This window comes from Gemmatimonas sp., from assembly GCF_021298855.1.
In the GTDB taxonomy this organism is placed as follows: domain Bacteria; phylum Gemmatimonadota; class Gemmatimonadetes; order Gemmatimonadales; family Gemmatimonadaceae; genus Gemmatimonas.
On sequence record NZ_JAJTHI010000022.1, the window covers coordinates 108,574 to 128,668 of the forward strand.

The window sequence follows — 20,095 nt, forward strand, 5'->3', positions numbered from 1 at the left end:
GGCGCACGCCGCCGTGTTGTTCTTCCGAATCCCTGCCCAACTGCGTGCTGTAGTTCCTGCCGTCTGCCGTCTGCGTGTGGTCGCCCACACCACCTGTCAGGTGATGACCGTCGGCTCCGTCCGCCCCGTCCTCGCCACGATCTCTGCCAAGCCCAGCGCCACATCGACCAGTTCACGAAGCGCGACCGCCGTCTCCATCCCCAGCCGCTCCGGTACCGTCTCGCGACTCTCGATGTACACGCGAATCGTCGCGCCCTCCGTGCCCGTACCCGACAGCCGATACACGATGCGCGCACCGTCCGTGAACAGCACCCGTATGCCCTGCTTCGCACTCGTGCTCCCATCCACCGGGTCGGTGTAGGCGAAGTCGTCCGCCGCGTGCACCGTACGTCCGCCCAGCGACGTGCCCGGCAACCCGGCGAGCGCCGAACGCAGCAGCGCCATCACGCCATTCGCCGCCTCGCTCGGCACCGCCTCGTAGTCGTACCGCGTGTAGTAGTTGCGGCCGTACGTGGCCCAGTGCTGCCGCACGATCTGCTCCACACTCTCACCACGCGCGGCAATCACGTTCAGCCAGAACAGCACGGCCCACAGCCCGTCCTTCTCCCGCACGTGATTGCTGCCGGTACCGAAGCTCTCTTCGCCGCACAACGTGATGCGCCCGGCATCGAGCAGGGTGCCGAAGAACTTCCACCCGGTGGGGGTTTCGAAGCACGGGATGCCCAGCGTCTCCGCCACCGCATCCACTGCAGCACTGGTGGGCATGCTGCGTGCCACACCGGCCAGCCCGCCCCGATAGCCGGGCACCAGCGTTGCATTGGCGGCCAGCACCGCCAAGCTGTCGCTCGGCGTCACGAAGAAGCGCTGGCCGAGGATCATGTTGCGGTCGCCGTCCCCGTCGCTTGCGGCGCCGAAATCGAGCGCGTGCACCCCGAACATCTCCTCCACGAGGTCGTGCGCATAGGTGAGATTCGGGTCCGGATGCCCCCCCCCGAAATCGGGGAGTGGCACCGCATTGATGACCGTGCCCTCCGGTGCACCAAGCTGCCGCTCGAGAATCTCCACCGCGTAGGGGCCGGTGATCGCGTGCATGCTGTCCATGCGCATGCGAAAGCCGCGCGCGAACAGTGCCCGGATGGCGTCGAAATCGAACAGCGAGGCCATGAGGTCGGCGTAGGCCCGCACCGGGTCCACCACGTCGAGCGTCACGTCGCCAAGCGGCTGTCGTCCCAGCACGTCGAGATCGTACGGCGGCAGGTCGGCCACGCGATAGCGCGTCAGCGCCGCCGCGCGTGCCGCTACGGCGTTGGTGAACGACTCCGGCGCCGGCCCGCCGTTGCCGGCGTTGTACTTGATGCCGAAATCGCCGTCGGGGCCGCCGGGGTTGTGGCTGGCCGAGAGAATGATGCCGCCAGCCGCGCCCTGCCGAATGAGGTGCGATGCCGCCGGCGTACTCAACAGCCCGCCGCGCCCCACCACCACGTGCGTGATGCCGTTCGCCGCCGCCATGCGGATGATCGTGCCAATGGCCTCACGGTTGAAATACCGACCGTCGCCGCCAATGACGAGTGACTGTCCGGCCTGGAGTGCGGCCTCCTCGAGCAGCGCCTGCACGAAGTTCTCGAGGTAATGCGGCTGCTGAAACACCGGCGTCCGCTTCCGTAAACCCGACGTCCCCGGTCGCTGGTCGGCGAACGGGGACGTGGTGACAACGGTTACGACCACTTGAGATCGACCTTGCTGAGCGGCAACTGTCGCACGCGTTTGCCCGTGGCCTGAAAGATCGCGCCCATGAGCGCGGGAATGAGTGGCGGCATGGCCGGCTCACCGATGCCGGTGGGCGAGAAGGTGGTCTTCTTCCAGTGCACCTCCACCACCGGCGGCGCCTGCTTGATGCGCAGCAGCGGGAAGTTCGTGGCCGAGCCGCTGGCCGTGGTGGCCGGCGAGAAGTTCTGCTGGTCGGCCTTGCCCGCAGTGAAGGTGACTTCCTGTCCGTAGGCCTGTCCCATGGCATCGAGGACGGCGCCCTGCACCTGCTGCTCGGCGTGGTTGGGGTTGATGATCTCGCTGCCCACGTCACCCACCGCCCACACCTTGTCCACCTTGACCTCGCCGGCCTTGCTCACCGTGGCCTGCACGACTTCGGCGAAATAGCCGCGGTGGCTGAAGTAGAAGGCCACGCCCATGCCCGTGCCCTTGGGGAGGTTGCCGCGCTTGCTCCACCCCGACACGTCGCGCGCCATCTCGAGGATGCCGATGACCCGCTGCGCATCCATCTGCCCCGCCTGCTGCTGCGGCGTGAGCGGCTGCGTGGCCGGGATCTCGCTCTTGAGCATGTCGATGCGGAACTGGATCGGGTCCTGGCCGGCCGCTTCCGCACACTCGTCGATGAACCCCTGGAAGGCGAACGACAGGGCGTTGGAACGCGGCGCACGCAGCGCGCCCGTGGGCACGCCGAGCGGCATCACCGACACATCGAGCTTGAGGTTGGGCACGAAGCGCGCCGGGTACTCGCCGGGGCCGATGTCGGCGCTCGACGCGAAGCGCTCCCCCTGCCCGAAGGTGGCGAAGTGGTTGCGGAACGCGATCAGCTTGCCGTTGGCGTCCACGCCGGCCGTGAACTTGTGGAAGCCACCGGGGCGGAACTGGTCGTGCTGCATGTCGTCTTCGCGCGTCCAGATGAGCTTCACCGGCACCTTGGCTTCGCGCGCGATGAACGCCGTTTCGGCCAGCGGCTCGTTGTACAGCCGGCGCCCGAATCCGCCACCGGCGCGCATCATGTGCATCACCACCTGGTCTTCCTTGAGCCCCAGCGTCTGCGCCACCAGCGCGCGCCCACCCTGCGGCGTTTGCGACGTGGTCCACATTTCGCAGGTGCCATCGGCATTCATGCGCGCCGTGCAGTTCTGCGGTTCGAGCGTGGCGTGGTTGATGAACGGGTAGCTGTACTCCGCCTCCACCACCTTCTTCGCGTTCTTGATGGCGCTGTCGAAGTCCCCATCGCTGCGGATGGTGCGATGCGCCGGTGCGGCAAAGAACTCCTTGGCCTTGGCCGCGAACACCGCGCTCGACTGCTGCGACGTGGGGTGATCCGCCCACGTCACCACCAGCTTCTTGCGCGCCTGCTGCAGCAGCCACCAGTTCGTGCCCACGATGGCGACGCCCGCCTTGAGGCCGGCGAGGTTGTCGGTGCCATCCACCACGAACGCGTGGGTCACGCCAGGCTGCTGCTTGATCAGGTCGAGGTTGGCGCTCTTCACCTTGGCCGCGTACACCGGCGCCTTCACGAAGGTGGCGTAGTGCATGTTGGGCACCGTCACGTCGATGCCGAAGATCGGCTTGCCCGTGGTGATGTCCCGGATGCCCACGGTCTTCTTGCGGGTCCCGATGATCGTGAACTGCTTGGGATCCTTGAGCGGCACCGCGTCGAGCGCCGGCGGTGTCATGGTGGCCGCGGTGGCAGCGAGTGTGCCGTAGGTGGCCGTCTTGCCGCTCGCCGCGTGGCTCACCACCCCCTTGGCCGTGGTGAGCTCACCCACGGGCACGTTCCACTCCTTCGCGGCCGCCGCCAGGATCATCTGACGGCCGGCGGCGCCCACGCGACGCTGGGGAATCCAGTTGGTGGGGGTGGCCGTGGAGCCGCCGGCCACCTGCGCCGGGTACCTCGTGGGATCGAAGTCGGCCTGCTCAATGCGCACGTTCGCCCAATCCACGTCCAACTCCTCGGCGATCAGCATGGGCAGCATGGTCTTGATGCCCTGACCGATCTCGGGATTCTTGGCCGTGATGGTGACGATGTTGTCGGCCGTGATGCGGATGAACGCGCTGAGCGATGGATCGGCCGCCGGCGTGCCGGCGCCGAGGCGCGTGATCGCTTCGAGCGGCTCGGCGTAGCTCGCCAGCAGGATGCCACCACCGGCGAGGGCGGTGACCTTGAGGAAATCGCGGCGGCTGCTGACGCCGGCGCCATTCGCGCCGTGCTCGGGCTTGATGGGCGTGGCCATGGTCAGTTCTCCTCCTCGTGCTTGCCCGACCCGCTGCTCGAGCCCACGGCGGCACCGCCGGCCTTGATCTCGGCGGCGCGATGGACCGCCGCGCGAATGCGCAGGTAGGTGGCGCAGCGGCAGAGGTTCGTGTTCAGCGCCGTATCGATGTCCGCGTCGGTGGGCTTGGCGGTCTTCGCCAGCAGGGAGGCGGCGGCCATCATCTGCCCCGCCTGACAGTACCCGCACTGCGGCACATCGAGCTCCTCCCACGCCTGCTGCACCGCATGGGCGCCCTTGACGTCGAGCCCCTCGATGGTGGTGATCTCGGCGCCGGCGGCCCGCGAGACCGGCAGCGTACAGGTGCGCTGTGCGACGCCGTTGATGTGCACCGTGCAGGCGCCGCAGCGGTTGGCGCCGCAGCCGAATTTGGTGCCCTTCAGATCGAGTTCGTCGCGCAGCACCCAGAGCAGGGGCATGTCCGCGGGAGCATCCACCGTGCGGGTGGCGCCGTTGACCTTGAGCGTGATCGCCATGGGACCGGAGGTCGGGGGGAAGGAAGGCGTAACCGGTGAAATCTCGCCTCCCGTGGCGGGGGCGTCCAGAGAGCCCGTCCCCGCCCGACATCCGACCGTGGACCTTTCTCCGGACGCCGACGTCCCGTAATCATCAAAGAGCCGAACGCCGGCACCGAATCCGGATCACTCCCGATATGCCCGAGGTTCACGTGCGCCCCTTGCTTGCCGTTGCTGTCGTGCTTGCTGCCTGCACGCAGGCTCCGCCGGCCACCCCGATCGGCGAGAACCCGGGGAGCCCGCCATCAGCGCAGCCGCCTGCCGACCGCTCCCCCACGCCCGCCAACACACGGGGCGTCGTGATTGCCGAAACCGTGGCTGGCGGACTCGTGAACCCGTGGGCCATCGAGTTTCTCCCCGACGGTCGCGCGCTCGTGACTGAACGGCCAGGGCGGTTGCGCGTACTCTCCGCCACGGGGCAACTGTCGGCGCCGGTCACCGGCGTACCGGCCGTGTTTGCGCAGGGGCAGGGCGGGCTGCTCGACGTGGCCGTGGACCCGCAATTCTCGCAGAACCAGCTGGTCTATCTGTCATTCGCCGAGTCCGGTGAAGGCGGCGCCGGCACGGCGGTGGTGCGCGCCCGGTTCACCGGGACCGCGCTGGTGGACGTGCAGGTGATCTTCCGCCAGACCCCGAAGCTGAATGGTGGTGGGCACTACGGATCGCGGCTCGTCTTCGATCGTCACGGGCTCCTCTACGTCACCCTGGGAGACCGCATGAACTGGCGCGATCGCGCCCAGGACCTGTCCATGGGGCAGGGCAAGATCATGCGCATCACCAGCACCGGCTCGGCGCCGAGCGACAATCCCTTCGTGGCGGTGGCGCATGCGCAGGCAATCTGGTCGTACGGTCACCGCAACGTGCAGTCAGCCGCCCTGCATCCGGAAACCGGCCAGCTGTGGACCGTCGAGCATGGTGCGCGTGGTGGCGACGAACTCAATCGTCCCGAGCGCGGGAAGAACTACGGGTGGCCCGTCATCACGTACGGCGTGGACTATTCGGGCGCACGCATCGGCGAAGGCACGACCAAGGCCGGTCTGGAGCAGCCGGTGTACTACTGGGATCCCGTCATTGCGCCTTCCGGCATGGCCTTCTACACCGCCAGCGCCATTCCCGGATGGCGCGGCAGTGTGCTCATAGGCTCGCTGTCACCGGGGGCGCTGGTGCGCCTCGAACTCACCAACGGCCGTGTCACGCGCGAAACGCGCTATCTGGGCGAACTGGGCGAGCGCATTCGTGACGTGACCGTGGGCCCCGACGGCTTCGTGTACCTCGTGACCGACAGTGGGAATGGCCGCGTGCTGCGCGTGAAGCCGGCGGCGGGGTAAGCCGCTACTTCAGCATCCACCAGCCCGCCGCCACCAGCAGCACCACCACCAGCGCACCGAGCCACACGGGCAGCGGCGTACGAGCCTGCGGCGCGGGCGACTCGGGAGCCGCCAACGATGGCGCCGCCGGCGGCGCCGCGAGCCCATCGAGCACTTTCACGACCGCCGTTGCCGAAAGCGGGCGCTGCAGAGGATCCTTTTCCAGGCAGCGCATGAGCAGGTCGGCCAGCGGCGACGGCACTTCCTGACGCAACTGCGCGAGCGGTGTGGGGGTCGCCGACACCTGCGCGCTCATGGTCGCGCGCAACGATGCACGCACGAAGGGCGGTGCCCCCGTCAGCATCTCGTAGGCCACACAGGCGAAGGCGTACAGATCAGCTTTGTGGTCCACGACGCGGGCATTGCTCACCTGCTCGGGCGCCATGTACGCCGGCGTGCCAAGAACCATGCCCACCGTGGTCAGGCGACGTCCGCTGGAGACGGCGTCGGCACTGGCCTCTTCCAGCGCCTTCGCCACGCCGAAATCGGAGATCATCGCCACGCCGTCGCTCAGCAGGATGTTCTCCGGCTTGATGTCACGATGGACCACTCCCTTGGCGTGCGCATAGGCAAGCGCCGAGGCCAGCTCCCGCAGCAGCCGCAAGGCTTCGGGCAACGGCAGTGCCCCGCGTCGGGTCAGGTGCTCACGCAATGTTTCCCCTTCCACGAACGGCATCGCGTACCAGCGCAGCGTCGACGCGGTGGCGGCGGCTGCACCGTTCGGCTCGCCCGGCACCGGTTCCCGCGCGCTCAGCAGCGGCACGAGATGCGGATGCTGCAGGCGCGCCGCGATGAGGATCTCGCGATGGAATCGCGTGCCGTCCACCCCGTCGGCGAGCTCGGTCGGCAGCACCTTCAGCACGACGGCGCGCTCGAGTGCCACCTCGGTCGCGAGGAACACTCGTGCCGATCCGCCGCCGCCCAACTCGCGCGTGATCACATACGCGTCGCCAAGCGAGCGCTGCAAGCGCTCGCGGAGCGAGCCCTCGGAGGCGGAAGGAAAGAAACTCACCCGGACAATCTACCGACCGAGGGGCGCGAATCCGACTGGCGCCCCTCGGCAGCCCGGCGTGGACTTACTTGGCGAGCTGTCGCACCACGTCCTGCAGCAGGCGGACCTTGGCGGCATCACGCGAGCGCGACGCGTCAGCCGTCAGCTGCGAGGCGAGCAGTGTGAGGGCCTGCCGGCGCGCCGCGGGCGCGGCCTTTTCGGCGGCATCGAGGGCACGCGACACGGTCGTGAGGCGCGCCGCCGGCAGGCCGTTGGAACGGTGCAGCTGGTCGATGTAGGCGCGGGCCACCGGAAAGGCCGCCGGCCAGGTAATGCGCATCTGCAGCTGCGGGTTGACCTCGTCGTACCGCACCAGCTTGGCGGCGTCGATTTCGTTCTTCGTGAGGAACTCGCTGGGCTGCAACTCGAAGAGGTCGAGGCCGCGACCAATCTCCGACCCCACGATGTAGCCGTTGTACCAGTACGTGCTCCAGAAGCCCGCCAGCGTCAGCTGGTCGGCAATGGGCCCGCGATCGAAGAAGGCGATCTCCACCGGACTGGCGGGATTGCTGAAATCGAAGACCGACAGTCCGCCCTGGTACCACGCCTGCGCCATGATGTCGCGGCCGGGCACCGGAATGAGTGACCCGTTGTGGGCCACGCAGTTCTCGCTGGCCGCCTGCGCGGCGGGAATCTTGAAGTAGCCGGTGTGCTGCAGCTTGCGGTCGGCGCCCAGGGAGAAGAGCGCGTTGGCGCCCCATGTGGGGCGATCGGAAGCTCGGCAGCGCGGAGCGGTGCCACCGCCCCATTCGTCGGTGAACAGCACTGTGGTCCCGGCGTTGTTGAAGGTGGCCGAGTGCCAGTAGGCGAAGTTCGGATCGATCACCTCGTGGATGCGCCGCGGGTTTTCGGGAGTGCTGATGTCGAGCAGGATGCCGTTCCCCGAGCAGGCGCCTGCCGCCAGCCCGATCTCCGGGTACACGGTGATGTCGTGGCACTGATCGGTGGTGCCGGTGTTCTGGGTTCCCTCGCCATGACTGCCACCCTTCCAGAGCCCGGCGATGTTCCCCTGCGCATCGGCGAAGATGCGCGGGGCATTCACCACGCGCGCCTCCTGCGGCGCTGCGAGCGGCACCTTGATGACCTCGATGCGGAACAGCGCCGACGCCGTGTCCTGGGCGCTGCGGACGCAGCCGGCCAGCTCATTGGGAGAACGCACCGGCCCCGTGCCCTGCACGTACAGGTACACGTTGGCCTTGTCGTTCTTGTCGGTCACCAGCGTATGGGTGTGCGAGCCGCGACACGTCTGCACGGCCGCGACCTGCCGGGGGTTGTCCAGATCGCTGATGTCGAAGATGCGCACGCCGCGGAAGCGCTCGCTGCTCACCGTATCGCGCACGCCCTGCGTGCCGCAATCCACGCGCCCCACGAAGTCCTCGACCGACATGAACAGCAGCGTGCCATGAATGGAGAGGTCGCCCTGCCCGCCCTGGCAGACGAACGCCTTGCGCAGTCGCGGGGCCTTGGGGTTGCTGATGTCCCAGGCCTGCCACCCGTGCCAGCCGCCCTGGAAGACCAGGTTCTTCTGGAAGGCCAGATCGGAGTTCGCGTAGTCGAAGCTGCCGATGTTCTTCGGGTCGAACCACCCCTCCTGCTTGGGGGTGTTGGACACGTGGGTGAGGTGGCGAATGGCTTCACCAGCGTCGCGGAAGCCGGTCTTGAGACCCACGCGGGGATCCTGGGCCCCGGCGGCAGTCGCCGTGCCCAGCAGGGCAGCGGCACCAAGCGCACCAGCGAAGGCGCGCACGGATGGAAACGAAGGGAACGTCATGGTGGCGGGAAGAAGGAAGGAGGGATTACCGCGTGGCGAGCAGCGCGCGCATGCGGCGGATCTCGGCGCGCTGGTCGGTGTCCACATCGGAGGCGAACTGGAAAATCATGGGATCGCGCGCCGCGTCGGCCGTGGCGAGCAGCTGCGCCACCATGACGAGGGCGCCCTCGTGGTGTTGGATCATGTACTCCAGGAACAGCCGGTCGAACGAGGCGCCGCGCGCGCGAGCCAGCGTGTCCATCTGGGCCGGCGACAGCATGCCGGGCATGGTGTGCGCGGCATGGGTGTGCTCGGCATGTCCCGGCGCCGGAGCATGCCCGGTGGTATCACGCGCGTCCCGCACTACGGGGGCGAGCGCAGGCACCGGGAGCCCGCGCGCCTCGAGCCACTGGCGCATGATGGCGATCTCATCCTGCTGGGACACGCTGAGGCGTTCCGCGAGCAGCGCCAACTGCGGATGCGACGAACGTTCGGCAACCAGGGCGCACATCACCAGCGCCTGCGCGTGGTGTCCGATCATGCCCTGCATGAACGTCACGTCGGACGGCGTGTAGCGCACGGGGGGCTGGGCCGCAGGCACGCCCTGCTGGGCCACGAGCGGGGCCGGCAGCGTGGCCATCATGAGCAGCAGGGGACAAACAAGGCGAAGCACGTCATCTCCTTCGGGTGTCCCGAAAGATATGCGCCCCCTGCGGCATGAGGCGATCAGTCGGGACGCTTGGTGGTGATCTTGATGACGCCGTTGCTGCCGCGCACGCCGAATTCGGCGGTGGAAACGGCGTCCTTCAGCACTTCGATTTTCCGGATGTCCCGCGGATTCAGGCCAATCAACCCGCCGGAGCCCGGCGTGAGTTGCTGCCCGTCCACGAGGATGAGCGGTTCGGTGTTGGCGTTGATCGACGCCGCGCTGCGAATGCGCACCTGCACCTGACCATTCACACTGTACACCTGTACCCCGGGAAAGCGCCCCACGAACAGCTCTTCCACGCGGTTCACCGGTTGTTGTCCGAACTGCGACTCGTCGAGCGAGTTGGCCGATTCCATGGTGGCGGCGACGCGCACGGAATCCTTGCGGCCCCCCGCGGGCGCTGCGGGTGCCGCAGCCGCCGTCGCCGCCGGGCGGGGGCGCGCACAGGCGGACAGGGCGGCAACGGCCAACAGGGCGGCGGGCAGCATGGTGCAGCGACGGCGGCTCGAGCTGGTACGGCGCATGGTTCCCCCGGTTCGATCGTGGGCTTCGCTGCAAGAGTGTTACCGACAAACACCCGCCGTCGCTGCCGTGTGTCCGCTGGCGGCCGGATTCATGAACACCTAATGCACGTGTCGGCAGTTGGAACAGAGAAGTACTTAGCTTGAAAATAATCGTCCAAACAGATAGAATGTGGAGATGAGCGGTTCCACGCGCGACATCTTCGGCGGCGCGCCCGTGGCGCAGCCCGCCCTGTCTGGCTCCTACGGGGCGCCCCCGCCTGGCTACCGCCTCCCGGCCGGTACCCGACTGGGCGCGGTACGCCTGCAGGTGAGCCACCTCGAGCGTTCGCTGGCCTGGTATCAGGAGATACTGGGCATGGAGCTGCTCGACGCGTCGGGGGACGTGCGCAGCCTCGGCGTGCGGGGGGCCAACGAGCCGCTGGTCGTGCTCGAGTATCGCCCCGGCACGCGTCCGGTACACCCCGGCTCGCGCCTCGGGTTGTATCACGTGGCCATCCTGCTCCCCGATCGCCCGGCGCTGGGGCGTTTCGTGCAACATCTCGCGCAGCGCGGCGTCCGTGCCGGTGCCAGCGACCACCTGGTCAGCGAAGCGCTGTACCTGCACGATCCCGACGGGTTGGGGATCGAGGTGTACCGCGACCGGCCCCGCTCCGCATGGCAGCGCATCGGCACCGAGCTCATGATGGCGACCGACCCGTTCGACGCGGCCGGGGTGGTGGAGGCAGCGGCCGACGAGCCGTGGCAGGGATTGCCGAGCGGAACGGTCATTGGCCACGTGCACCTGCACGTCGGCAACCTGGCCCGTGCCGCAGTCTTCTACAGCGATGCCCTGGGCTTCGACCGCATGGTCTGGCGCTACCCGGGGGCACTCTTCCTCGGCGCCGGTGGCTATCACCATCACCTCGGCGTCAACAGCTGGGCGCAGGGTGCTCCCGCACCGCACGCCGACGACGCGCGCCTGCTGGAATGGCGTCTTGTGGTCGACGAGCCCGCACGGGCGCTCGAGTCCGTGCGCGCTGCCGGGTTCGAAATGAACGGAGCGCTCGCTCTGGATCCCTGGGGCACGGCGGTACGGCTCAGCGCGACATCGAACGGCTGACTTGATACCGGGAGGGGGTATCAGGTAGCATACCCCCTCACCCTATCGGGAGCGACACGTGCAGAAAGCCACATTCGAGATCGCCGGCATGTCCTGCGGGCATTGCGTGAAGGCGGTTGATCGGGCGTTGCAGCAGACGCCAGGCGTCACGGTGGAGCAGGTGGCTGTGGGGTCCGCCACCGTCGCGTTCGACGCCCAGCAAACAAGCGCCCCCGCCATCGCGCAGGCCATCGACGACGCCGGCTATCAGGTCCTCGCTACGCGCTGATTGCCCGGCACCCGTTTCGCTGGCCTGCACCCGGAGTTCGCGTCATGAGCGCGCCGTCCGTCGACCCCCGTCTCGCCACGCTGCGCATCCCGGTGACCGGGATGACCTGCGCGGCCTGTTCCTCCCGTGTGCAGCGCATGCTGCAGCGCGCGCCGGGCGTGAGCGACGCCGCGGTGAATCTCATGATGAAGAGCGCCACCGTCACCTTCGACCCGCAGGCCACCTCACCCGACGCGCTGCTCACGGTCATCCGTGATACCGGCTACGGGGCAAGTCTCGCGGACAGCAGCGAAACGGCGTTTCAGGAGCAGGAAGCACGGGATCGCGCGCAGGGTGCCGAGTACCACGATCTGCGCGCGAAAGCCTGGGTGAGCGGCCTCATTGGCGTGGTGGCCATGGTCGTGAGTATGCCGCTCATGAGCGCAGCCCCGGCCGGCGGGGACGGCGTCCATGCCCACGGGGTGGTGGCCGACCCGTTCATGCGCTGGGCCATGACCTCGCTCGATCCGCTCATGCGCGCGGTCCTCCCGGCGCTGTACGCACAGCCGCCGCGTCTGCTCACCGTGGGGCTGCTGGGGGCGACGCTGCTGGTCATGGTGTGGGCCGGTCGGCACTTCTACACCCGGGCCTGGGCGGCGCTGCGTCATGGCAGCGCCGACATGAACACGCTGGTGAGTGCCGGCACCCTCGCGGCGTTCGGCTACTCGCTGCTGGCCACGCTCGCGCCGGCGTTCTTTACCGCCCGCGGGGTGATGCCCGACGTGTACTACGAAGCGGTCATCATCATCATTGCCCTCATCCTCACCGGCAACGCCTTCGAGGCGCGCGCGAAGATGCGCACGTCGGTGGCCCTGCGCGCTCTCGTGGATCTGCAGCCCGCCACGGCGCGTGTCGTGCGCTTTGGCGAGGAGGTGGACGCGCCCGTCGATACGGTGGAGCCCGACGAGATCATCGTCGTGCGCCCGGGGGAGCGCGTGCCGACTGACGGGGAGCTGGTGGAGGGCGAGAGCGCCGTGGACGAAAGCATGCTCACCGGCGAGTCGCTGCCGGTGGCGAAGCAGCCGGGCGACCGGGTCATTGGTGGTACCATCAATCGCACGGGCGCCTTCCGCTATCGCGCCACGTCCCTTGGTGCCAACAGCGTGCTCGCGCAGATCGTGCGGCTCATGCGTGACGCTCAGGGGAGCCGCGCCCCCATTCAGCACCTGGCCGACCGCATCAGCGCCGTGTTCGTGCCGGTGGTCATGGCACTGGCGCTGCTCACCTTCGGTGTCTGGTACGTCGCCGCCACCGAGGCACCGCTGGTGCGGGCCTTTGCCGCCGCCGTGGCCGTGCTCATCATCGCCTGCCCGTGTGCCATGGGGCTGGCGGTCCCCACCGCAGTCATGGTCGCCAGCGGCAAGGGTGCCGAGATGGGGATTCTCATCAAGGGCGGTGACATCCTCCAGCGGGCAGGGGATGTGCGCACGGTGGTGCTGGACAAGACCGGCACCATCACCGAGGGACGTCCGGCGGTGACCGATGTGCTGCTCTCTGCCGCGGCCGTATTCGACGAGCACACGCTCCTGCAGCGCGTGGCCAGTCTCGAACGGCTCAGCGAGCATCCTCTGGCAGACGCCATCGTGCAGGAGGCAACGGTACGGGGACTGGTGCTCACGCCTCCGGAGGCCTTCCAGTCCGTCACCGGCCGTGGCGCGCACGGCGTCGTTCAGGGCACGTCCCTGGTGGTGGGCAATGCGGCGCTCCTCGCCGAATGGGGGGTCAGCACGCAGTCACTCGACGCGGCGGCCACGCAGCTGGCGACGGCCGGCAAGACGCCCATGTTCGTGGCCGCCGACGGTACGCTGGCGGGGATCATCGCGGTGGCCGATCCCATGCGTGCCTCATCGCGCGACGCCATCGCCCGACTCCATACCATGGGGCTGCAGGTGGTCATGCTCACCGGTGACAACCCGCGCACGGCGCAGGCGGTTGGTCGTGACGCGGGTGTGGACGCCGTGGTGGCCGGCGTGTTGCCGGAGGGGAAGGTGGCCGAGGTACGGCGACGGCAGCAGGCCGGGCAGGTGGTGGCCATGGTGGGTGACGGCATCAACGATGCGCCCGCACTGGCGCAAGCCGATGTCGGGATGGCCATCGGGTCGGGCACCGATGTGGCCGTGGACGCGGGAGACATCGTGCTCATGCGCGGCGACCTGCAGGGCGTGGTACGCGCCATTGCGCTGTCCCGGCGCACGATGCGCACGATGAAGCAGAACCTCTTCTGGGCGTTCATCTACAACATCGTCGGCATTCCCATCGCCGCCGGGGTGCTCTATCCCGCGTTCGGCCTGCAGTTGAGTCCCATCCTGGCCAGCGCTGCCATGGCGTTCAGCTCCGTCAGCGTGGTCGCCAACTCGTTGCGGCTGCGCCGCGCGCGCTTCGACTGATCGCACTCTCCTTCTTCCCGCCACACATGCCCAACGTCTCCTCGACGCGCCGGTCCGCACGCAGCACGTCGGCCATGCCCGACGCGACTGCCGCCCCCGCCGCGCCGCTGGCCGAGCCCCTCGCCGGGTGCGGATGCACCGTCCCCATGGCCTCCGCCAACGGCGAGCCCCGCAAGGCCGTGGCGGTGGATGCCGGGGCCAAGGAGCGCAACCGCAAGCGTCTGCGGCGGATCGAGGGGCAGGTGCGTGGTCTGCAGAAAATGGTAGACGACGATCGCTACTGCGCCGACATCCTCACGCAGATCGCCAGCGTACACGAGGCGCTCCGCGCCGTGGGACGTGAGCTCATGCGCAATCACCTCAAGCACTGCGCCACTGCGGCCATTCGGCAGGGGCAGACCGAAGCGGAGGGGATGTACGACGAGCTCGTGGAGATGGTCTATCGCACGGCGCGGTAGGCGCGGCGCACCGCGCGGTTCAGGTGGCGCCGCGGAACAGATCGATTTGGGGCGGCGTCAGCGGCAGGCGCAGTGCTCGCAGTGCCGCGTTCGTCCAGTCGGCGCGTGCCTCGGGGTCGAGCCGCACGGCCTCGACCCCGAACCGGTGCAGCAGCTCCTCGATGATCTCGTCGATCTGCCGCTGAAAAGCGGGGCTCACCGCCCGCTTGCCATCGAACGTGGGGGCGGCGGTCACCGGCACCTTGAACAGGGTGTGATAGCTGCGCACCCACTGCAGCACGAGGGGCTCCAGTTCGGGCTGCCGTCCGGCGCTTGCCACCAGATACGCGTAGTTGTCGAGGACCGAGCGGTCGCATACCACCACCTCGTACTGCGCGGCCGCTTCGATCTCCTCGGCGATCTGCGTGTGGAGAATCCACGCCTGGGCATCGAACGTGGTGTCCTCGTTGATGGGCAACGGACACCGCCGTGCGACCTCCTTCACGATGTCCACACCCAGATCGAGACGCTTGAGCTGCGCGGCCAGATCGAAGCACAGCGTGGTCTTGCCCACCCCGTGGGTACCCACGAACGCGACCTTGAGCTGATGACGCCCGAGGGCATTGGCGGGGAGCAGGAGCGCGGCGCTGGTCATCCCTGCATCGTAACGGCACCCTGCGCCGGCGGGCATCCCTTGCCAATCGCGCGCCCTCCGCGCATTTGAGAGGCGTGGCCCGTCCGCATCGGACCGGGGGCACGTTCTTTCTTCCGTTCACGATGAGTCGCCTGCACACCACCGGGGCCGTGCTGCGCCGCCACGCGCGGGCGCGCCCGTATGACGTGACCCTCCCGCTCGCCCTCGAGCGTCTGTCGTTGGCGGCACCCCAGCCTGGCGAGGTGCTGGTGCGCGTCACCGCCGCGGGGCTGTGCCACTCCGACCTGTCAGTCATTGATGGGAGCCGCGTACGCCCCCTGCCAATGTTGCTGGGGCACGAAGCCGTGGGGGAGGTTGTCGAGCTGGGCAGCGCCGTCCGTGATCTCGCCGTCGGCGATCAGGTGGTCTGCACCTTCGTGCCCTCGTGCGGCAGCTGTCGGTCCTGCGCCGTGGGGCGGCCGGCGCTGTGCGAGCAGGCCGCCGCCGCCAACGGGTCCGGCGCACTGCTCGAAGGGGGGAGCCGCCTGCGCGACGGCACCGGCGCAGTCGTGCATCATCATCTCGGGGTCTCCGCCTTCAGCGAATACGCCGTGGTCTCGCGACGGTCCCTGGTGCGCATCGACCACGCCGTCTCGCCGCAGATTGCCGCCCTCTTCGGCTGCGCCGTCATGACCGGCGTGGGCGCCATCGCCAACACCGCCGCGCTGCGTCTTGGCGAGACGGTGCTGGTGACGGGACTGGGCGGGATCGGGTTCGCCGCGCTCCTCGGTGCCCTGGCCGGGGGAGCGAGCACCGTGATTGCCGCCGATGTGAGCGACGGCAAGCTGTCACTGGCCCGCACGCTCGGTGTGCAGCACACGGTCAACGTGGCCGATCCGCAGGCGCTCGAGCAGGTCCGTGACCTCACCGACGGCGGGGTGGACATTGGTTTCGAGGCGGCCGGTGCCGTGGCCGCACTCGAGTTCACGTACCGGGCCACCCGACGTGGCGGGCGAACGGTCACCGCCGGGTTGCCGCACCCGGAGCAGCAGGTGGGGCTGGCTCCCGTGCAGCTGGTGGCCGAGGAGCGCACGCTGCAGGGAAGCTATCTGGGCGGCTGTGTCCCCCTGCGCGACATTCCGGCGTATATCCGCCTGTACCAGCGTGGCCGGCTGCCGATCGATCGGCTGCTCACGCACGAGATGCCGCTCGCGGAGATCAATACCGGGTTCGAGCGCCTCGCGGCGGGCGAAGCCATTCGACAGGTCGTGCGGTGCTGACGCCGGCCGGAGAGAACAGATGACCGTGACCCTGTGGCACGAGCAGGCGTATGTGAACGGGGCGTGGGTACCCGCAGAGACGGCGCGCACCTTCGATGTGCACAATCCGGCCACCGGCGAACTGCTCGCGCGCGTGGCCAATGCGGGTACGGCGGAGACCGAGCAGGCCATTGCCGCGGCGCACGCGGCCTGGCCCGCGTGGCGCGACCGCACCGCCAAGGCGCGCGCCGTGGTGTTGCGCCGGTGGCATGATCTCCTGCTGGCGCACCAGGATGAGCTGGCCACGCTCATGTCCCGGGAGAGCGGCAAGGTCATAACGGAAAGCCGTGGCGAGGTGGCGTACGGCGCGGCGTTCGTGGAATGGTTTGCCGAAGAGGGGAAGCGCGCCTACGGTGACGTGCTGCCGTCGTCGGCACGCGATCGCCGGCTCGTGGTCCTCAAGCAGGGGATCGGGGTTTCCGCCGCCATCACGCCGTGGAACTTCCCCCTGGCCATGATCACGCGCAAAGTGGCACCGGCGCTGGCCGCGGGGTGCCCGGTAGTCATCAAGCCCGCGGCGGAAACGCCGCTCACGGCTCTCGCGCTCGCGGCGCTGGCCGAGGAAGCGGGGTTTCCCTCCGGTGTGTACAACACGCTACCCACCACCGACAGCGACGCGGTGGGCAAGGTGCTGTGCACGCATCCCATGGTGCGGAAGCTGTCGTTCACCGGGTCCACCGCGGTGGGCCGGCAGCTCATGGCGCAGTGTGCGCCCACGCTCAAGAAGCTGTCACTCGAGCTGGGAGGGAACGCCCCGTTCATCGTGTTCGAGGATGCGGACGTGGAAGCGGCGGTGCGCGGGGCGCTGCTGGCCAAGTACCGGCACAACGGGCAAACCTGCGTGTGCGTGAACCGCATTCTCGTCCAGCGCGGTGTGTACGATGAGTTCGTGGCCCGTTTCAGTGAAGCGGTCGCCGGGTTGCGCAGCGGTGACGTGTTCGATCCGGCGGTGCAGGTGGGGCCGCTCATCAGTGATCGCGCGGTTGCCAAGGTGGAAGCGTTCGTGGCCGATGCCGTCGCGCACGGGGCGCGGGTGGTATGCGGTGGGCGCGCCCGCGGGGGGCGCTACTTCGAGCCTACGGTGCTCGCCGATGCCACCCCCGCCATGCGCCTTGCGCGCGAGGAGGTGTTCGGCCCTGTGGCGCCCATCTTTGTCTTCGATACGGAGGCGGAGGCGGTGGCGATGGCCAACGACACGGCGTACGGACTCGCTGCCTACTTCTACAGCCGCGATGTGGGGCGCTGCTGGCGCGTGGCCGAGGCGCTGGAGTACGGCATGGTGGGCATCAACGAAGGGCTCATTTCCACCGAGCTGGCCCCGTTCGGCGGCATCAAGGAATCCGGCGTGGGCCGCGAAGGGTCGAAGTACGGGCTCGATGCCTACCTCGAGATCAAGTACCTCTGTTTTGGTGGCCTCTGAATGACGGTCCGGTTCGACGCGAGCACGCGGCGGCTGTCGCTCGAGCCGCGCCGTGCGGCATTCTACGGCAATCCCTACGCGGCTTACGCCGAGATTCTCGCGCAGACACCGGTGGCCTTCTGGGAAGAGCTGGGGATGTGGTGCTTTTTCGGCTACGAGGAGGTGAACCGGCTGCTGCGTGACCGCCGCTTCGGCCGGGAGATCCTGCACGTCACCACGCGCGAAGCGCTCGGTTGGCCACCGCCGACTGCCCACACGCGTGATTTCGACGCCATCGACGCCCACAGCCTGCTGGAACGTGAGCCGCCGGCCCATACGCGGCTGCGTGCGCTGGTAAGCCGCGCCTTCGTGTCGCGACGCGTGGAGTCGCTGCGCCCCATCATCGAGGCCCTGGCGCACGACCTCGTGGACGACTTTCCCGACGGGCCGTTCGACCTCATCGCGCGGTACGCCACCCCCATGCCGGTGCGCATCATTGCGCGCATGCTGGGCGTGCCCGAGTCGATGGCGCCGCAACTCCTCGCGTGGTCGCACGACATGGTGGCCATGTATGGTGTGGGACGCAGCGAGGCGGTCGAAGTGCAGGCCAACGCGGCCGCGGCCGATTTCTCGGCCTTCGTACGCGAGCTGGTCGCGGCGCGTCGTCACGCTCCGGGCGATGATCTGCTGTCGGTCCTCATAGCGGCCGAGGAGGATGGCTCCCGGCTGTCGGAGGCCGAACTGGTGAGTACGGTCATTCTGCTGTTGAACGCCGGGCACGAGGCCACGGTGCACGCGCTGGGGAACGCGGTGCGGGCCCTGCTCGAGCATGCGCCGCACCTCGTGGCCGCCGTGCGCGACGACGCGCTGCTGGCCCACGTGGTGGAGGAATCGTTGCGCTTCGCCCCGCCGCTGCATCTCTTCAAGCGCTACGTGCTGCACGACACGCACGACAGCGGCATCGCGTTGCGGCGCGGTGAGCAGATCGGGCTGGTGCTGGGCGCCACGGGGCGCGATCCGCGTGTGCAGGCGCATCCCCACGCGTATCTGCCCGGGGCGGCGCAGGCACGGCACACCAGCTTCGGCGCCGGCATCCACTTCTGTGTGGGGGCCCCGCTGGCGCGACTGGAACTGCAGTGCGCGTTGCAGGTGCTGTTTTCCCGGTGTCCATCGCTGCGGCTGGTAGAGACGCCGGTGGTGAAGGACAGTTGGCACTTCCACGGTCATGAGGCGCTCGTGGTGCGCAAATGAGACACCGCTCCCTCCGGGTCCTGCTCACGGGCGGCCTTCTGTTGCTGGCTGCGTGCGGCCACGATGTGCCGCCGCCCTTCGTGGCGCCGCCTTTCGTGCCGCCGCAGCTGACCCTCATGCCGGCGCCGGAGCTGCGCATTGCCAGCCCGGTCGGCAGCGACTGCAATCGCCCCTCGTTCTGGATTGGTGACCGCTTCTACCAGATCGTGAGCAACCAGCACGCGTGGCGCAGTAACGGCGCGGCCGACGCCGCCAGCGCGCAGCAGTTCACCCTGTCGCGCTTTGCCGACGACGATCCGTCGTTCGCGTGGGACGAGGCCACGCGCTGGTACGTGCACGACATCAACAGCGACGTGGCACCGACCCGCACTCCCATGCGCTGGATCGAGTCGGCGTACCGGCGCCCGGGCGATGGCGTGCTGTTCGGCCTCTACCACATGGAGGAGGGGCCGTATGTGCGCTGTGGCGCCCCCTTCGAACGGCCCTACCTGTCGGTGCCGCACATCGGTCTGGCTCGTTCCACCGACGACGGGCAGAGCTGGACCAATCTGGGGCTCATCCTCAGCGACGGCACGTTCCCCATCTCCTGCGATCTGCCCATCCGTTTTTTCGCCGGTGGTGTGGGTGACCCGAGCATGGCGGTGGGCCCCGACAGCGCGCACCTGTACATCGTCTTCACCGACTACTCGGGCGCCGACCCGCGCACGCAGGGCATCCAGCTGGCGCGCCTGGCCATGGAGCATCTGGATGCGCCGCTGGCCCCTGACGGGACCAGCCGGGCGGTCCGCTGGTTCAAGGGTGGGTGGACCGGTCCCGGGCTGCAGGGAACGAGCGGCGAACGGGTGGGACAGCAGTGGCCGGCGGGGCCGATCGGGCAGGCCACGCCGCTGTTGCCGCCCGCCCGCTCATGGCAGGATCCCGAGGGGGGCGGCTTCTGGGGGCCGTCGTTGTCGTGGAACACGCATCTGGGCGCCTTCGTGCTGCTGCTCAACAATGTGTCCGGGGCGCGCGCCTTCGACGCCGAGGGGAACTACATCACGTACATCCCCGATATCACGGCGCCAGCGCCAACCCCGCGGGTGCCGCAGCGGCTGCAGGATCTTCCTGGTGCCCCGGCCGCCGGCTGGTATGTGCAAGGGCTTGGTGATCCCGCCATGCGCGGCACCAGCGCGTTCACCGGGCAGGACGCGCGCCTGTTCGTGGGCGATCGGTCGACGCGGGTGATGCACTTCGTGAAAGGGTCGCCACACTCCGGCCGTTAGCCGCACGCGGCATGGCCAGGCGTCGCCGCCGGCAGCCGCGC

17 protein-coding genes are annotated in these 20,095 nt (G+C 68.7%); 9 read left to right on the plus strand and 8 right to left on the minus strand.

The genetic code is table 11. The features are described 5' to 3' along the window. Positions 1-96: 96 nt before the first annotated feature. From LW840_RS08575 to LW840_RS08585, 3 genes are read right to left on the minus strand one after another with little or no spacing between them, the layout of a single operon-like run. Positions 97-1,725 carry an alpha-D-glucose phosphate-specific phosphoglucomutase gene (locus LW840_RS08575; protein ID WP_291267733.1) on the minus strand — a complete coding sequence of 543 codons (1,629 nt, stop codon included), beginning with the start codon at positions 1,723-1,725 and terminating at the stop codon, positions 97-99. Beyond that, positions 1,716-4,004: a molybdopterin cofactor-binding domain-containing protein gene (locus LW840_RS08580; protein WP_291276811.1), complete on the minus strand. Its 2,289-nt coding sequence runs from the start codon at positions 4,002-4,004 to the stop codon at positions 1,716-1,718. Before LW840_RS08580 ends, LW840_RS08575 begins: the two co-directional genes overlap by 10 nt. A gap of 2 nt (positions 4,005-4,006) precedes the next feature. Continuing rightward, the gene (locus LW840_RS08585) at positions 4,007-4,519 is read right to left on the minus strand and encodes a (2Fe-2S)-binding protein (RefSeq protein ID WP_291261911.1); all 513 of its coding nucleotides are present in this window, start codon (positions 4,517-4,519) and stop codon (positions 4,007-4,009) included. Positions 4,520-4,695: 176 nt separating this feature from the next. Here LW840_RS08585 and LW840_RS08590 point away from each other — a divergent pair, with 176 nt between their 5' ends. After that, positions 4,696-5,886 (plus strand): PQQ-dependent sugar dehydrogenase, encoded by a 1,191-nt coding sequence (locus LW840_RS08590; protein WP_291267735.1) that lies wholly within the window; start codon positions 4,696-4,698, stop codon positions 5,884-5,886. Positions 5,887-5,890: 4 nt separating this feature from the next. Here the strand turns inward: LW840_RS08590 and LW840_RS08595 are convergent, their stop codons facing one another. The 4 genes from LW840_RS08595 to LW840_RS08610 form a co-directional block, all read right to left on the minus strand. Then, positions 5,891-6,937, minus strand: coding sequence for a serine/threonine-protein kinase (locus tag LW840_RS08595; protein WP_291269278.1), 1,047 nt, complete (start codon positions 6,935-6,937; stop codon positions 5,891-5,893). A gap of 64 nt (positions 6,938-7,001) precedes the next feature. Continuing rightward, on the minus strand, positions 7,002-8,723 hold the full coding sequence (locus LW840_RS08600) for a hypothetical protein (protein WP_291276812.1): 1,722 nt from the start codon (positions 8,721-8,723) through the stop codon (positions 7,002-7,004). A 49-nt stretch (positions 8,724-8,772) separates the two neighbouring features. Continuing rightward, a complete protein-coding gene (locus LW840_RS08605; protein ID WP_291261915.1) occupies positions 8,773-9,399 on the minus strand; it encodes a DUF305 domain-containing protein in 627 nt (208 codons plus the stop codon). Between the two features lie 53 nt (positions 9,400-9,452). After that, positions 9,453-9,959: a TonB-dependent receptor plug domain-containing protein gene (locus tag LW840_RS08610; protein ID WP_291267738.1), complete on the minus strand. Its 507-nt coding sequence runs from the start codon at positions 9,957-9,959 to the stop codon at positions 9,453-9,455. Positions 9,960-10,134: 175 nt separating this feature from the next. Between LW840_RS08610 and LW840_RS08615 the strand changes: the two genes are divergently transcribed. From LW840_RS08615 to LW840_RS08630, 4 genes are all read left to right on the plus strand, one after another. Next, positions 10,135-11,058: a VOC family protein gene (locus LW840_RS08615; RefSeq protein ID WP_291276813.1), complete on the plus strand. Its 924-nt coding sequence runs from the start codon at positions 10,135-10,137 to the stop codon at positions 11,056-11,058. A 58-nt stretch (positions 11,059-11,116) separates the two neighbouring features. After that, the gene (locus tag LW840_RS08620) at positions 11,117-11,326 is read left to right on the plus strand and encodes a cation transporter (protein WP_291268633.1); all 210 of its coding nucleotides are present in this window, start codon (positions 11,117-11,119) and stop codon (positions 11,324-11,326) included. Between the two features lie 44 nt (positions 11,327-11,370). After that, a complete protein-coding gene (locus LW840_RS08625; protein WP_291269280.1) occupies positions 11,371-13,752 on the plus strand; it encodes a heavy metal translocating P-type ATPase in 2,382 nt (793 codons plus the stop codon). A gap of 146 nt (positions 13,753-13,898) precedes the next feature. Next, on the plus strand, positions 13,899-14,210 hold the full coding sequence (locus tag LW840_RS08630) for a metal-sensitive transcriptional regulator (protein WP_343213690.1): 312 nt from the start codon (positions 13,899-13,901) through the stop codon (positions 14,208-14,210). 19 nt (positions 14,211-14,229) lie between these two features. On the opposite strand, the gene LW840_RS08635 is transcribed toward LW840_RS08630, so the two are convergent. Then, positions 14,230-14,844, minus strand: coding sequence for an ATP-binding protein (locus tag LW840_RS08635; RefSeq protein WP_291261921.1), 615 nt, complete (start codon positions 14,842-14,844; stop codon positions 14,230-14,232). A 122-nt stretch (positions 14,845-14,966) separates the two neighbouring features. On the opposite strand from LW840_RS08635, the gene LW840_RS08640 reads away from it, so the two are divergent. Genes LW840_RS08640 through LW840_RS08655 form a run of 4 tightly spaced genes read left to right on the plus strand, consistent with a single transcriptional unit; the run spans position 14,967 to position 20,054 of the window. Beyond that, the gene (locus LW840_RS08640; RefSeq protein ID WP_291273666.1) at positions 14,967-16,103 is read left to right on the plus strand and encodes a zinc-dependent alcohol dehydrogenase family protein; all 1,137 of its coding nucleotides are present in this window, start codon (positions 14,967-14,969) and stop codon (positions 16,101-16,103) included. Positions 16,104-16,122: 19 nt separating this feature from the next. Then, positions 16,123-17,562 carry an NAD-dependent succinate-semialdehyde dehydrogenase gene (locus tag LW840_RS08645; protein WP_291268629.1) on the plus strand — a complete coding sequence of 480 codons (1,440 nt, stop codon included), beginning with the start codon at positions 16,123-16,125 and terminating at the stop codon, positions 17,560-17,562. Further along, on the plus strand, positions 17,563-18,792 hold the full coding sequence (locus LW840_RS08650) for a cytochrome P450 (RefSeq protein ID WP_291276814.1): 1,230 nt from the start codon (positions 17,563-17,565) through the stop codon (positions 18,790-18,792). It begins immediately after the preceding gene. Then, positions 18,789-20,054 (plus strand): hypothetical protein, encoded by a 1,266-nt coding sequence (locus tag LW840_RS08655; protein ID WP_291276815.1) that lies wholly within the window; start codon positions 18,789-18,791, stop codon positions 20,052-20,054. Before LW840_RS08650 ends, LW840_RS08655 begins: the two co-directional genes overlap by 4 nt. The last annotated feature ends 41 nt before the right edge of the window (positions 20,055-20,095 follow it).

Coding starts and splice junctions, on each gene's coding strand:
- LW840_RS08580 (WP_291276811.1), bottom strand. CDS start 4,004: ATGGCCACGCCCATCAAGCCCGAGCACGGCGCGAATGGCGCCGGCGTC.
- LW840_RS08585 (WP_291261911.1), bottom strand. CDS start 4,519: ATGGCGATCACGCTCAAGGTCAACGGCGCCACCCGCACGGTGGATGCT.
- LW840_RS08590 (WP_291267735.1), top strand. CDS start 4,696: ATGCCCGAGGTTCACGTGCGCCCCTTGCTTGCCGTTGCTGTCGTGCTT.
- LW840_RS08610 (WP_291267738.1), bottom strand. CDS start 9,959: ATGCGCCGTACCAGCTCGAGCCGCCGTCGCTGCACCATGCTGCCCGCC.
- LW840_RS08615 (WP_291276813.1), top strand. CDS start 10,135: ATGAGCGGTTCCACGCGCGACATCTTCGGCGGCGCGCCCGTGGCGCAG.
- LW840_RS08625 (WP_291269280.1), top strand. CDS start 11,371: ATGAGCGCGCCGTCCGTCGACCCCCGTCTCGCCACGCTGCGCATCCCG.
- LW840_RS08630 (WP_343213690.1), top strand. CDS start 13,899: ATGGCCTCCGCCAACGGCGAGCCCCGCAAGGCCGTGGCGGTGGATGCC.
- LW840_RS08635 (WP_291261921.1), bottom strand. CDS start 14,844: ATGACCAGCGCCGCGCTCCTGCTCCCCGCCAATGCCCTCGGGCGTCAT.
- LW840_RS08640 (WP_291273666.1), top strand. CDS start 14,967: ATGAGTCGCCTGCACACCACCGGGGCCGTGCTGCGCCGCCACGCGCGG.
- LW840_RS08645 (WP_291268629.1), top strand. CDS start 16,123: ATGACCGTGACCCTGTGGCACGAGCAGGCGTATGTGAACGGGGCGTGG.
- LW840_RS08650 (WP_291276814.1), top strand. CDS start 17,563: ATGACGGTCCGGTTCGACGCGAGCACGCGGCGGCTGTCGCTCGAGCCG.
- LW840_RS08655 (WP_291276815.1), top strand. CDS start 18,789: ATGAGACACCGCTCCCTCCGGGTCCTGCTCACGGGCGGCCTTCTGTTG.